This is a genomic window from Mesorhizobium sp. B263B2A, from assembly GCF_020165775.1.
In the GTDB taxonomy this organism is placed as follows: domain Bacteria; phylum Pseudomonadota; class Alphaproteobacteria; order Rhizobiales; family Rhizobiaceae; genus Mesorhizobium; species Mesorhizobium opportunistum.
Genome location: NZ_JAIUIU010000006.1, coordinates 145844 through 158767, shown reverse-complemented (window position 1 = coordinate 158767; position 12924 = coordinate 145844). Strand labels below are relative to the sequence as shown.

At 63.6% G+C, this 12924-nt stretch carries 11 protein-coding genes; 5 read left to right on the top strand and 6 right to left on the bottom strand.

The features are described from left to right. Nucleotides 1-70 precede the first annotated feature (70 nt). Nucleotides 71-568 carry a GFA family protein gene (locus LB568_RS13260; protein ID WP_140573412.1) on the bottom strand — a complete coding sequence of 166 codons (498 nt, stop codon included), beginning with the start codon at nucleotides 566-568 and terminating at the stop codon, nucleotides 71-73. A gap of 92 nt (nucleotides 569-660) precedes the next feature. Between LB568_RS13260 and LB568_RS13255 the strand changes: the two genes are divergently transcribed. Continuing rightward, nucleotides 661-984: a TfoX/Sxy family protein gene (locus LB568_RS13255; RefSeq protein ID WP_224730370.1), complete on the top strand. Its 324-nt coding sequence runs from the start codon at nucleotides 661-663 to the stop codon at nucleotides 982-984. A gap of 207 nt (nucleotides 985-1191) precedes the next feature. On the opposite strand, the gene LB568_RS13250 is transcribed toward LB568_RS13255, so the two are convergent. Next, the gene (locus tag LB568_RS13250; RefSeq protein WP_224730369.1) at nucleotides 1192-2109 is read right to left on the bottom strand and encodes a pseudouridine-5'-phosphate glycosidase; all 918 of its coding nucleotides are present in this window, start codon (nucleotides 2107-2109) and stop codon (nucleotides 1192-1194) included. Nucleotides 2110-2182: 73 nt separating this feature from the next. Continuing rightward, nucleotides 2183-3127, bottom strand: a complete 945-nt coding sequence (locus LB568_RS13245; protein WP_224730368.1) for a carbohydrate kinase family protein — start codon at nucleotides 3125-3127, stop codon at nucleotides 2183-2185. Nucleotides 3128-3407: 280 nt separating this feature from the next. On the opposite strand from LB568_RS13245, the gene recA reads away from it, so the two are divergent. After that, complete coding sequence (gene recA, locus LB568_RS13240; protein WP_013895892.1) at nucleotides 3408-4508, top strand: recombinase RecA; 1101 nt, start codon at nucleotides 3408-3410, stop codon at nucleotides 4506-4508. A gap of 275 nt (nucleotides 4509-4783) precedes the next feature. Then, a complete protein-coding gene (alaS, locus tag LB568_RS13235; protein WP_224730367.1) occupies nucleotides 4784-7450 on the top strand; it encodes an alanine--tRNA ligase in 2667 nt (888 codons plus the stop codon). Between the two features lie 233 nt (nucleotides 7451-7683). Here the strand turns inward: alaS and LB568_RS13230 are convergent, their stop codons facing one another. Next, complete coding sequence (locus tag LB568_RS13230) at nucleotides 7684-8310, bottom strand: glutathione S-transferase family protein (RefSeq protein WP_224730366.1); 627 nt, start codon at nucleotides 8308-8310, stop codon at nucleotides 7684-7686. Nucleotides 8311-8380: 70 nt separating this feature from the next. Continuing rightward, nucleotides 8381-9592 (bottom strand): NADP-dependent isocitrate dehydrogenase, encoded by a 1212-nt coding sequence (locus tag LB568_RS13225; protein WP_013895889.1) that lies wholly within the window; start codon nucleotides 9590-9592, stop codon nucleotides 8381-8383. Nucleotides 9593-9805: 213 nt separating this feature from the next. Here LB568_RS13225 and LB568_RS13220 point away from each other — a divergent pair, with 213 nt between their 5' ends. Together LB568_RS13220 and murI are read left to right on the top strand one after the other, a co-directional pair. Beyond that, nucleotides 9806-10726: an RNA methyltransferase gene (locus tag LB568_RS13220; protein ID WP_224730365.1), complete on the top strand. Its 921-nt coding sequence runs from the start codon at nucleotides 9806-9808 to the stop codon at nucleotides 10724-10726. Next, the gene (gene murI / locus LB568_RS13215) at nucleotides 10719-11546 is read left to right on the top strand and encodes a glutamate racemase (protein WP_013895887.1); all 828 of its coding nucleotides are present in this window, start codon (nucleotides 10719-10721) and stop codon (nucleotides 11544-11546) included. The genes LB568_RS13220 and murI overlap by 8 nt, the downstream gene beginning before the upstream one ends. Here murI and LB568_RS13210 read toward each other — a convergent pair. After that, nucleotides 11516-12895 (bottom strand): RNB domain-containing ribonuclease, encoded by a 1380-nt coding sequence (locus LB568_RS13210; RefSeq protein ID WP_224730364.1) that lies wholly within the window; start codon nucleotides 12893-12895, stop codon nucleotides 11516-11518. The two genes, murI and LB568_RS13210, sit on opposite strands and share 31 nt — an antisense overlap. Nucleotides 12896-12924: the final 29 nt, after the last annotated feature.

The window sequence follows — 12924 nt, the reverse complement described above, 5'->3', positions numbered from 1 at the left end:
CTCTCCAGAGTTAGCTCCGCCCCTCATCTGCCTGCCGGCATCTTCTCCCCGTAAAACGGGGAGAAGGAACTCACTCCACCCACATCCCCGTCCGCTTGTGCCAGTCGGCGATCGATTCCTCGGGATAGACGTCAAAAGTCTTGTCGCCTTTGCCGACATCCGGCTCGACCCAGTTCGCCTTGTATTTCAGCATCAGATGCACCTTTTCAGGCGGTTTCGGCAGGTCGCTGTCGATCGCCGAGGCGAAGGGATGCACCAGCTCCGGCCAGGTCGGGTCGTAGAGCCAAAGTGCTGATCCACATTTCTTGCAGAAATTGCGCTCGCCGGTCGAGACTTCGCAATGCGGATGCTCGTCGTCCTCGATCTCCGCCCTGTAGACGCCAAGGCTTCGCTTGCCCCTTATGTTCAAGGTCTCGTTGTCGGCGCCGAGATTGATGGCGAAACCGCCGCCGCCCTGCTGCTTGCGGCAGATCGAGCAGTAGCACAGCATGAACGGCACCGGTGTGTGGCTTTCCACCTCGAAACGGATGGCATTGCAACGGCACGAGCCTTTGAGCAGGGCAGGCATGGCGGGAAACTCCGATCGATCCTCTTTCAACCTGTCAGCATGATTTTGGTTGCGGCGATGACAAGGCCTGACGCCGATGACATGATCGCGGCATGGACAACGAACGCATCGCCGAACTCTTCGAGGGCCTCGGCCCGGTCAGCATCCGCAAGCTGTTCGGCGGCAAGGGCATCTATTTCGATGGCGTCATCGTTGCCATCGTGCTGCGCGGCGAATTGCTGCTGAAGGCCGACGAACAAAGCGCGCCCGATTTCGAAGCCGCCGGCTGCAAGCAATGGACCTACACCGGCTCTCGCCACGGCAAGCTGGTCGCCATGCCCTATTGGAGCATTCCAGACAGTGCTTTCGATGATCCCGACGAGATGACGATGTGGGCACGCCGCGCGTATGAGGCGGGGCGAAGAGCTGGGAAGTGATGCCAACTTGCGGACGTTGCGGGACAGCCCCCCCTCTGGCCTGCCGGCCATCTCCCCCGCAAGGGGGGGAGATTGCTTGTCACTCCGGCCTTCGCCAATCGCAGACGTTGAAAGCGAGAGCCGGCAGGTGAGCTGCCAATCTCCCCCCTTGCGGGGGAGATGTCCGGCAGGACAGAGGGGGGTGCTGTCCCGCCGACATTGGCCGCCCTACAGCGCCTTCGCGATCCTCGCCGCCAGCCGCGCATTGTTCTCAACCAGCGCGATGTTGGTCTTCAAACTGCGGCCGCCGGTCAGTTCGAGGATTTTCGACAACAGGAACGGCGTCACCGCCTTGCCGGTGACGTTGAGGGCTTCGGCGGCCTTCTGAGCCGCCTCGATATAGCCGGCCATCTCCTCAGCCGGGATTTCGTGGTTTTCCGGTACTGGATTGGCGATCAGCATGCCGCCCTGCAAGCCCAGTGCAGCCCTGGTCCGGAAGAAATGCGCGATCTCTTCCGGCTTGTGCAGGGTCAGCGGCGCGCGGAAGGGCGACTGCCGCGACCAGAAGGCCGGCATCGTTTCGCAGCCGGCGCCGACGACCGGCACGCCGCGCGTCTCCAGCACCTCCAGCGTCTTTTCGATGTCGAGGATCGCCTTGGCGCCGGCCGAGACGACGATGACCGGCGTGCGCGCCAGTTCGTCGAGGTCGGCCGAGATATCGAAACTCTTTTCCGCCCCCTTATGCACGCCGCCGATGCCGCCGGTGGCGAACACTTTTATGCCGACCATGTGCGCCGCGATCATCGTGGCGGCGACCGTGGTGCCGCCGGTGCGCCCTTGGGCGACGGCGAAGCCGAGATCGGCGCGCGACAGCTTCATGGCATCGCCCGTCATGGCCAGCGATTCCCGCTCTCCATCCGAGAGGCCGATCTTGATGCGGCCGCCGACCACGGCGATCGTCGCCGGCACGGCGCCGCTGTCGCTGATGATCTTTTCCACGTCCGCCGCCATGGAACCATTGTCGGGGTAGGGCATGCCATGGGTGATGATGGTGCTTTCCAGCGCCACCACCGGTTGGCCGGCGGCGAGGGCCCGCGCCACCGGCGCGTGGACGTCGATGAAGGGGTGGGCGGTTTCCGGGTTCATCTGGATCTCCAAGCTGAAGCGCCCGCGTCTATCTCGACGCTGGCCGGCGCTGCGGACCATGAATTTGCCGATCTCATGCCATTTCCTGCGCATCCGGCACAAGGGCCAGTGCTTGCACGAAGGATGCCACGCTGAAATCGGGAACGGCATCGGCGCTTTCGATGGCCAGCGTCGCCGCCGCGACGCCGTCGCGCAAGGCCTCGCGAAAAGGCAGACCGCGCAGCAAGGCCGCGATCGTTGCGCCCGCCAATGCGTCGCCGGCTCCTGTGACATCGGCGATTTTTCTCGGGGCGGGCGGCAAGATCGAAAAGGCGCCTGCTTGGTCGAAACCCAGCACCGCGCCGCCACCTGCCGTGACCACACCGCTTCTGAGACCGCTGCAGCGCAGCCCGTCGACGACATCCTTATTCGTGGCATTTGCGTTGACGCCCGCCAGCACGATGGCCTCGCTCCGGTTCATGAAGACCAGCGCCAGCGCGCCGAGCACCGGCATCAGCCGCACCACCTTGGCCGGCGAAATGGCAATCGCGTACACCGGCTTGCCCGCGGCGAGTGCGACGAGCCGCTCCAGCGCCGAGGACGGCAAATTGGCGTCGCACAAGATAGCATCGGCGGCAGCGACCACCTCCCGCACCTTGGAACGCCTGATCTGTTTGGGAAACGCCAGGTCGTAGAGAGCCATGTCGGCAAAGCCGACGATCAGTTCGCCCTCGCGGTCGATCAGCGCCGTGTAGCTCGGCGTGGTTCGGTCGAGGAACACCGCCGACAGATCGGCGATGCCAGCTTCCGCTATGGCGCGCGAAACGGTGTCGCCCGCCGCATCGCCACCGCGCATCGACATCAGGGAGGCCGACACGCCGCGCCGCACTGTGCTGCGCAATGCATTGAAGACGCCGCCGCCGACATCCTCGCGCATCGTGCCGGGATTGGACGCGGCGGGCACATAGGCGCCGGACACCTGGCCACGCCGGTCGATATGGGCGCCGCCCACGGCCAGTATCTTTGCGGATTTCACCATGCCGGCGATATGCCCTTTGTTATTCCTGCCGCACAAGCGCTAGGCTGCGGATGGAGTTTCGCACGCAAGGCAGCGATTCGGCGAACCGAAACAATCGAGCTGTCTGGCCCAATGCGAGGTGCATTGCTGTTCGATCCCTTGGTACGAAAAAAGAACAAATCCGGATATCACTTGTTTTTCAGATATTTGATCCCTCTTGCCAAACGAGAACAAAAAAGGTACAAAATGGTAGGGATTACGGATTGTCCGGCCTTCATTGACGACCAAGGGGTGATGTATCATGGCTCAGAATTCTTTGCGGCTTGTAGAGGATAAGGCAGTGGACAAATCAAAGGCTCTGGATGCGGCGCTGTCGCAAATCGAGCGGGCTTTCGGCAAGGGCTCGATCATGCGGCTCGGCGCGAACGAGCAGGTCGTCGAGATCGAGACGGTGCCAACGGGCTCGCTCGGCCTCGACATCGCGCTTGGCGTCGGTGGCCTGCCGCGCGGCCGCATCATCGAGATCTACGGGCCGGAAAGCTCGGGCAAGACGACGCTGGCGCTGCACACGGTGGCGGAAGCCCAGAAGAAGGGCGGCATCTGCGCCTTCGTCGATGCCGAGCATGCGCTCGATCCGGTCTACGCTCGTAAGCTTGGCGTCGATCTCGAAAACCTCCTGATCTCGCAGCCCGACACCGGTGAGCAGGCGCTGGAAATCTGCGACACGCTGGTGCGTTCCGGCGCCATCGACGTGCTGGTGGTCGATTCGGTCGCGGCGCTGACGCCACGCGCCGAAATCGAAGGCGAGATGGGCGATTCGCTGCCCGGTCTACAGGCGCGTCTGATGAGCCAGGCGCTGCGCAAGCTCACCGCCTCGATCTCGCGCTCCAACACCATGGTCATCTTCATCAACCAGATCCGCATGAAGATCGGCGTCATGTTCGGCTCGCCCGAAACCACCACTGGCGGCAATGCGCTGAAGTTCTACGCTTCGGTGCGCCTCGACATCCGCCGCATCGGTTCGGTCAAGGACCGTGACGAGGTCGTCGGCAACCAGACACGCGTCAAGGTGGTCAAGAACAAGCTGGCGCCGCCCTTCAAGGTGGTCGAGTTCGACATCATGTACGGTGAAGGCGTGTCCAAAACCGGCGAACTGGTCGATCTCGGCGTCAAGGCCGGCGTGGTCGAGAAATCGGGCGCCTGGTTCTCCTACAATTCGCAGCGTCTCGGCCAGGGCCGCGAAAATGCAAAACTGTTCCTGCGCGACAATCCCGATACGGCGCGTGAGATCGAACTGGCGCTGCGGCAGAATGCCGGGCTGATCGCCGAGAAATTCCTCGAAAATGGCGGCTCTGAGGGCAATGGGGACGACGGTTTCGAGGATGAAGCCGGCGCAATGTAGGCCAATGGCCGGAGTTCGGCCATAATTCCTGCCTATGATCCAATGCTTATGTAATCGAGTTCTTTAGTACCGCGTCCAAAACCGCCGGCCTTCGAGCCGGCGGTTTTTGTTTTTGGGCTGCCGGCAAGCTGGTGGATTGACCCAATTCCGTGTTTCTGGACAGGGTGAAGCGTGCCCGCTAAAAGGCCCAATCTATCTCTGGAATCTATCTCTGCAAAAAGCAGAGCCCATTTCCGCCGGGTCGCCGGCGGTTTTCGCGAAAAAAGGCAGCAGTCATGAGTGGCGTGAACGAAATCCGGTCGACATTCCTCGACTATTTCCGCAGGGAGGGCCACGAGGTCGTCGCTTCGAGCCCGCTCGTGCCGCGCAACGACCCGACATTGATGTTCACCAACGCCGGCATGGTGCAGTTCAAGAACGTCTTCACCGGCCTGGAGAAGCGGCCCTATTCGCGCGCCACGACTGCTCAGAAGAGCGTTCGCGCCGGCGGCAAGCACAACGACCTCGACAATGTCGGCTATACCGCGCGCCACCTGACCTTCTTCGAGATGCTCGGCAATTTCTCCTTCGGCGATTACTTCAAGGAACGCGCCATCGAACTTGCCTGGAACCTGATCACCAAGGAGTTCGGGCTGAAGAAGGACAAGCTGCTGGTCACCGTCTATCACACCGACGATGAGGCCGCCGGCTTCTGGAAGAAGATCGCCGGTTTTTCGGACGACCGCATCATCCGCATCCCGACCTCGGACAATTTCTGGGCGATGGGCGACACCGGTCCTTGCGGCCCGTGCTCGGAAATCTTCATCGATCGTGGCGAGCACATCTGGGGTGGTCCTCCCGGCAGTCCCGAAGAGGATGGCGACCGTTTCCTCGAATTCTGGAACCTGGTGTTCATGCAGTATGAACAGGTGACGAAGGAGGAGCGGATCGACCTGCCGCGCCCGTCGATCGACACCGGCATGGGCCTGGAGCGTATGGCGTCCATCCTGCAGGGGGTGGAAAGCGTCTTTGAGACCGACCTGTTTCGGCACCTGATCGACGTGGCGTCCTCCGCACTCGGGCGCGCTCCCGATGCGGAAACCGTGGCGTCCTACCGCGTCATCGCCGATCACCTGCGCTCGTCCTCCTTCCTGGTCGCCGATGGCGTGCTGCCGTCGAACGAAGGCCGCGGCTATGTGTTGCGCCGCATCATGCGCCGTGCCATGCGCCATGCGCAGTTGCTCGGCGCGAACGAGCCGCTGATGTGGAAGCTGGTGCCGGCATTGGTGCGTGAGATGGGCCAGGCCTATCCCGAACTGCTGCGCGGCGAACAGTTGATCACGGAGACGCTGAAGCTCGAGGAGACGCGCTTCCGCAAAACGCTGGTGCGCGGCCTCGGCCTGCTCTCGGAGGCGACGGAAACACTCACGGCCGGCGACATGCTGGACGGCGAGACAGCCTTCAAGCTCTACGACACCTACGGCTTCCCGCTCGACCTGACGCAGGACGCGCTCCGCCAGCGCAGCATCTCGGTCGACCTTGCCGGCTTCACCAATGCGATGGAGCAGCAGAAGGCCGAGGCGCGCAAGCATTGGACCGGATCCGGCGAGGCCGCCACCGAGACGGTCTGGTTCTCCGTGCGTGAAAAGACCGGCGCCACCGAGTTCCTCGGCTACGAGACCGAGCAGGCGGAAGGCCTCGTCCAGGCGCTGGTCAAGGACGGCAAGACCGTCGACAGCGCCGGCAAGGGCGACGCCGTTGCGGTGGTCGTCAACCAGACGCCGTTCTATGGCGAGTCCGGCGGCCAGATGGGTGACACCGGCATCATCTCGGGCGAAGGGTTTTCGATCGAGATCTCCGACACGCAGAAAAAGGCCGACGGGCTGTTCGTGCATCTCGGCAAGGTGGCAAGCGGCACGGTCAAGATCGGCGCCGCCGTTGAACTCAAGGTGGATCACGCACGCCGCACTCGACTGCGAGCGAACCACTCCGCGACGCATCTGATCCACGAGGCGCTGCGCGAGGTGCTGGGCACCCATGTCGCGCAGAAGGGCTCGCTGGTCGCGCCCGAGCGCCTGCGTTTCGACATCTCGCACAACAAGCCGATCTCACCGGAGGACCTCGAAGAGGTCGAGCGCATGGCCAATGAGATCGTCGTCCAGAACGGCCCGGTGACCACGCGCCTGATGTCCGTCGACGACGCCATCGCCGAGGGCGCCATGGCGCTGTTCGGCGAGAAATACGGTGACGAGGTGCGCGTCGTCTCGATGGGCACCGGTGTGCACGGCGCCAAGGCCAACCGGCCCTATTCGGTCGAACTCTGCGGCGGCACCCATGTCCGGGCGACCGGCGATATTGGTTTGGTGCGTGTCGTGTCGGACAGCGCCGTCGCCGCCGGCGTGCGCCGCATCGAGGCATTGACGGGCGAAGCCGCGCGCAGACATCTCGACGAGCAAGACAGGCGTTTGAAGGCGACGGCAGCCGTGTTGAAGATTTCGCCGGCCGATGTGCCGGCGCGCGTCGAGACGCTGCTCGAAGAGCGCAAGAAGCTCGAGAAGGAATTGACCGAGGCGCGCAAGAAGCTGGCGCTGGGCGGCGGTGCCGCTGCCGGCGCGCCCTCTGAAAATGAAACGGTCGCGGGTGTAGGCTTCCTCGGCAAGACGGTCTCCGGTGTGTCGCCGAAGGACCTGAAGCCGCTGGCCGATGCCGGCAAGACGTCGCTCGGCTCCGGCGTCGTCGTCTTCGTCGGTGCTGGCGAAGACAACAAGGCGAGCGTCGTGGTCGCCGTCACCGACGATCTCGTCGGCCGTTTCAGCGCCGTCGACCTGGTCCGCGTCGCCTCGGCCGCGTTGGGCGGGCAGGGCGGTGGCGGACGGCCGGACATGGCCCAAGCCGGAGGCCCGGATGCTTCCAAGGCCGGTGATGCGATTGCGGCTGTGAAGGCGGCGCTCGAGGCGGTGTAGGCAAGTGGGCTGAATTTATTGCAATGGTTGGAAGGACAGCGCCCCCCTCTGTCCTGCCGGACATCTCCCCCACGAGTGGGGAGATCGGACGTCGCATCGGCTTTCGCCAATCTCCCACGTGGAAACACCGCGCCGGAATAGGCGCGCCAGCGGACGCTGCCAATCTCTCCCAAGTTGGGGAGATGTCCGGCAGGACAGAGGGGGGCACTGTCCCGCAGACGTCTCAACACTTGTCAGCCGACTTTTTCAGTCCGAACGAAGCTCGGCCACGCCGCAATGCGCGCATACCAGTCCCGGATATCCGCGAACCGCGCCAGCAGCTTTTGCCCCTCGCTGACCTTGACGAAATAGGCAATGATCGGCGCAGCATGCAGGTCGGCCAGTGTCAGCCGCTCGCCGAGCAACCATGGTCCCTCTGTCTTCAAAGAGGTCAGCACTTTCAACACCGTCTCCGCTTGCCGCAGCCCGCCGGCGATCAACGCCTCATCCGGCGCTTCCTTCTCCAGCCGCTCGACGGCGACGTCCCAGACCATCGCCCGGTAGCCATAGGCGTCGAGCATGCCGATGATCTGGTTCATCTGCGCCCGGCCGCGCGGATCCGTCGGTTGCAGCGACGGCCCGTCAAACGCCTCGTCGACGTAGCGGGCGATCGCGCTCGTCTCGAAAAGGCGGACCCCGTCCTGCTCGAAAGCCGGGATGCGGCCGAAAGGATGGTGCTCGAGATACCAGGCTGGGATGCCCTCGGCGGCGAAGATATCGACCGGCACGAGTTCGTAATCGACGCCTTTCTCCTCCAGCACCATCCGGGCGATGCGCACATAGACGCTGTAATCCGCGCCGTAGAGGATTGGCTTGGTCATGTTTTCGCTCTCGGTGGCCTAAAAAGCGAAAGCTCCTTTCGGAGCCTTCGCATCTAGAACTGCCGGTGTTTTACGCCATGGCCTTCTGCAAATTCTCGTCGATCTTGTCGAGGAAGCCGGTGGTCGAGAGCCAGGGCTGGTCGGGGCCGATCAAGAGCGACAGGTCCTTGGTCATGAAGCCGCTCTCGACGGTCTGGATGCAGACCTTCTCCAGCGTGTCGGCAAACCGCTTCAATTCTGCATTGTCGTCGAGCTTGGCGCGGTGGGCGAGGCCACGCGTCCAGGCGAAGATCGAGGCGATCGAGTTGGTCGAGGTTTCCTCGCCCTTCTGGTGCTGGCGATAGTGGCGGGTGACGGTGCCGTGCGCGGCTTCCGCTTCCACCGTCTTGCCGTCCGGCGTCATCAGCACCGAGGTCATCAGGCCGAGCGAACCGAAGCCCTGCGCCACCGTGTCGGACTGGACGTCGCCATCGTAGTTCTTGCAGGCCCAGACATAGCCGCCCGACCATTTCAGGGCGGAGGCCACCATGTCGTCGATCAGGCGGTGTTCGTACCACAGCTTCTTCGACTTGAACTCGGCCTCGAATTCGGCCTCGTAGACTTCCTGGAAAATGTCCTTGAAGCGGCCGTCATAGGCCTTGAGGATGGTGTTCTTGGTCGACAGGTAGACCGGATAGTTGCGCAGCAGGCCGTAGTTCAGCGAGGCGCGGGCGAACTCGCGGATGGATTCGTCGAGATTGTACATGGCCATGGCGACACCGGCGCCGGGCGCATCGTAGACATCGTGCTCGATCACCTGGCCGTCCTCGCCGACGAACTTGATGGTCAGCTTGCCCTTGCCGGGGAAGCGAAAATCGGTAGCGCGGTACTGGTCGCCGAAGGCGTGACGGCCGACGATGATCGGCTTGGTCCAGCCGGGCACCAAGCGCGGTACGTTCTTCATGATGATCGGCTCGCGGAAGATCGTGCCGCCGAGGATATTGCGGATGGTGCCGTTCGGCGACTTCCACATCTTCTTCAGCTTGAATTCCTCGACGCGCTGCTCGTCGGGCGTGATCGTCGCGCATTTCACGCCGACACCGTATTTCTTGATGGCGTTGGCCGAATCGATCGTCACCTGGTCGTTGGTAGCGTCGCGATGCTCGACGCCGAGGTCGTAATATTCAAGCTTGAGGTCGAGATAAGGGTGGATCAGCTTGTCCTTGATGAACTGCCAGATGATGCGGGTCATCTCGTCGCCGTCGAGTTCGACGACCGGGTTCGCCACCTTGATCTTCGCCATGGAAAGAATGCCTCGTTGCTGGGAATGGGACGGCCTTGCCCGCGTGGCGTTCGGCCGGGGATGCGCTCGTATATCAAAGCGTTTTTGGCCGCGCAAACGGCGATCGGTCACGAATGTGAGGCTGCCGCCGCGATCATTTGCGAATGCTTCATTTTCGCGGCCGAATATGGCAGGGGACGCTGAAATGCCGCAAACAGCAGTTCATTGACAATCATGCCCATCACCAAAGATCCCGACAACGCTTCAGCCGCCGGTCCGGCCATCATCCTCGTCGAGCCGCAGCTTGGCGAGAACATCGGCATGGTCGCGCGCGCCATGGCCAATTTCGGCCTGGCGGAGTTGCGCCTGGTCAACCCGCGCGATGGCTGGCCGAGCGAAAAGGCACGCGCGGCCGCCAGCCGTGCCGATCACGTCATCGATGCGGTCAAGGTGTTCGACGATCTCGCCTCGGCGCTTGCCGACCTGAATTTCGTTTTCGCCACCACGGCAAGGCAACGCGATGGCTTCAAGACCGTGCACGGCCCAGTCGAAGCGGGCAGGGTGCTGCGGGCCCGTCACGGAATGGGTCAGCGCACCGGCATCCTGTTCGGCCGCGAGCGCTTCGGCCTCTACAATGACGAGGTCGGCCTCGCCGACGAGATCGTCACCTTCCCGGTCGACCCCGATTTCTCCTCGCTCAACATCGCCCAGGCAGCGCTTCTGATGTCCTATGAGTGGATGAAGTCGGGCCTCGAGGACGAGACCAGGACGAATTTCTCCGGTCCGGACATGAAGCCGGCCAGCAAGGAAGAGTTGCACGGCCTGTTCGCCTATCTCGAAGGCGCGCTCGAGGCGCGCGGCTATTTCCGGCCGGCGCCGAAGAAGCCGAAGATGGTCGACAATCTGCGCGCCGTGTTGACGCGCGCCGGCTTTGCCGAGCCGGAGCTGAAAGTGCTGCGCGGCATCATCTCGTCACTCGACAGGTTCTCACCGGCAATGCCGCGCGGCGATGGTTCGCCGGGCGACGATCCACGGCGGTTGCCCGCGGCAGCCGCGCGTGCCCGCAAGGCGGATACGGCTGGCCAGGCACCGGACGCCAACGGCGATGACACGGACACGCCGCCGCTCGGCGGCAAGGGAACCGACAATGACTGACCAGCCGATCCTGATGTTCGATTCCGGCGTTGGCGGCCTGACCGTGTTGCGCGAGGCGCGCGTGCTGATGCCGGACCGCCGCTTCGTCTATGTTGCCGACGATGCGGCCTTTCCTTTCGGCGCCTGGGAAGAACCGGCGCTGCGCACCCATATATTGGAGCTGTTCGCCAGGCTGCTCGACCGGTTTTCGCCGGTCATTTCGGTCATCGCCTGCAACACTGCCTCGACGCTGGTCATCGATGCGCTGCGCGACAGATTTCCCGGCCATCCCTTTGTCGGCACTGTTCCGGCGGTCAAGCCGGCGGCCGAGCGCACGCGCTCGGGCCTGGTCTCGGTGCTGGCGACGCCGGGCACGGTCAAGCGGCAATACACGCGCGACCTGATCAGCAAGTGGGCGCAGAAATGCCATGTCCGCCTGGTCGGCAGCGACAGGTTGGCGGGGCTTGCCGAAGCCTATATGCGCGAGGGCTTCGTCGACGAGGAGGCCGTGCGCGCCGAGATCACCCCCTGTTTCATGGAGCATGACGGGCGCAGGACCGACATCGTCGTGCTGGCTTGCACCCATTATCCATTCCTGGTCAATCGCATGCGCAAGACCGCGCCCTGGCCAGTCGACTGGATCGATCCGGCCGAAGCGATCGCGCGGCGGGCGCTTTCCCTTCTGCCGCCTGTCGATGGGGCGCTGCCGCAAGGCGAGCCTGATATCGCCGTCTTCACGTCTGGCAAGGCGGATTTCGCCGTCAGCCGGCTGATGCAGGGCTTTGGACTGGTGGCGGAAGCGTCCGCTGTTCAGGCAGGTTCGAACACGATTCGGCGTTGATCCGGATCGGCCAGGACCAGCCTTAGCGTTAGGCCGTCACCCTGTCTGACCCCGGTCGCGTTCAGGTTGGAAACGATAGGCATGTCGGCAAGCTGGACGCGCACCCCATGGTTGACGTCGGTCACGACGGCCTTGAACGTCTCTCCCTCGCGTCCCCTGAGCATGACCGCCTCGGCAAGGTCGATGGCCGCATGGTTGATCTGCGAAGCGCGGGCACCCGCCCGTCCCATCACTTTCGGCAATCTGGTGAACGCATCGGTGACGGCCTGCGGTGCGGGCTGGCCGTTGGCGATTGCCAGCACGCAGCGCACGACGTAGCGATCTGCCAGTCGCCTGAGCGGCGCGGTTGCATGGGCATAGGTCGCCGCCATCGCCTCATGCCAGGGGACGACACCTTCCTGATAGGGTTGGTAAGACGCGCCGGGGCTCGCATGGCGGATTTCCAGCATCAGCGCCGCCTGTTGCGGATCGGCCGGGTCAAGGGTTCGCTGGTAGTCGTGCAAGCTGGTGGAGGCCGGCCAGGACAGCCCCAGAGCCAGTGCCGCGTTGCGCAGTCTTTGCACCTTGGAAGCATCCGGCTCCGACATCACACGGAACAACCCGGTATGGTGCGCAAGCATGCCGTCGGCAATCGCCATGTTGGCGGCCAGGGAAAGCGCGGCGTTGTCTTGCTCGGATTGCAGCAGCGGCCTGAACGAAAGCCGGAACGTGCCGTCGGCGAGCCTTTCCACCTCCTGCTCGGGCGGGTCGACGCGGGACGCGCCACGCCGCTTCTCGTTCATCGCCATGCGCCGTGCCATTTCGGCGAAGCCGGCCGGAAGATCGGAGGCCTGCACGCTGTCATAGGCGAGCTTGGCGCGGCTTTGAATGATTGCCCGCTCCGCGCCGTCCAATTTCACCAGACCATCGTCGGCGACCCGGACGGTGAAGACGACCGCCGGTCGCGGTCCATCCGGCAGCAGGCTCGCTGCGCCTTCGGCGAGTGCCGGCGGGTAGAGCCCGGCCTTGCCGTCCGGGAGGTAAAGCGTCTCGCCCCGCGTCCAAGCCTCGAGATCGATCGCGTCGCCGTCCTCGACGAACCAGGCTACGTCGGCAATGGCATAATGCAGCAGCAGATCGCCGCCGCTCGCCTCGATTGAAAACGCCTGATCAAGATCGGTGGAGCTTGCCGGATCGAGCGTGACGAAGGGCATCGCTGTTCGATCGGTGTGCTGGCTGGGCACGCGTTTGGCCGCCACCTCAGCGGCGGCCATTACGACTGCCGGAAATCCATCCGGCACGTGGAATTCGGTGCGGATTTTCGTCAAGCCCGTGGAGAGTGCTTGTGAGGGATCGGTCAGTGATTTCATGCCGCAGTCCTACACTGGCGCTCCGGACA

Bases quoted from the DNA above. Each gene is read 5' to 3' on its own strand.
- LB568_RS13225 (WP_013895889.1), bottom strand. From the start codon at position 9,592: ATGGCGAAGATCAAGGTGGCGAACCCGGTCGTCGAACTCGACGGCGAC.
- murI (WP_013895887.1), top strand. From the start codon at position 10,719: ATGACTGACCAGCCGATCCTGATGTTCGATTCCGGCGTTGGCGGCCTG.
- LB568_RS13230 (WP_224730366.1), bottom strand. From the start codon at position 8,310: ATGACCAAGCCAATCCTCTACGGCGCGGATTACAGCGTCTATGTGCGC.
- recA (WP_013895892.1), top strand. From the start codon at position 3,408: ATGGCTCAGAATTCTTTGCGGCTTGTAGAGGATAAGGCAGTGGACAAA.
- LB568_RS13245 (WP_224730368.1), bottom strand. From the start codon at position 3,127: ATGGTGAAATCCGCAAAGATACTGGCCGTGGGCGGCGCCCATATCGAC.
- alaS (WP_224730367.1), top strand. From the start codon at position 4,784: ATGAGTGGCGTGAACGAAATCCGGTCGACATTCCTCGACTATTTCCGC.
- LB568_RS13260 (WP_140573412.1), bottom strand. From the start codon at position 568: ATGCCTGCCCTGCTCAAAGGCTCGTGCCGTTGCAATGCCATCCGTTTC.
- LB568_RS13220 (WP_224730365.1), top strand. From the start codon at position 9,806: ATGCCCATCACCAAAGATCCCGACAACGCTTCAGCCGCCGGTCCGGCC.
- LB568_RS13255 (WP_224730370.1), top strand. From the start codon at position 661: ATGGACAACGAACGCATCGCCGAACTCTTCGAGGGCCTCGGCCCGGTC.
- LB568_RS13250 (WP_224730369.1), bottom strand. From the start codon at position 2,109: ATGAACCCGGAAACCGCCCACCCCTTCATCGACGTCCACGCGCCGGTG.
- LB568_RS13210 (WP_224730364.1), bottom strand. From the start codon at position 12,895: ATGAAATCACTGACCGATCCCTCACAAGCACTCTCCACGGGCTTGACG.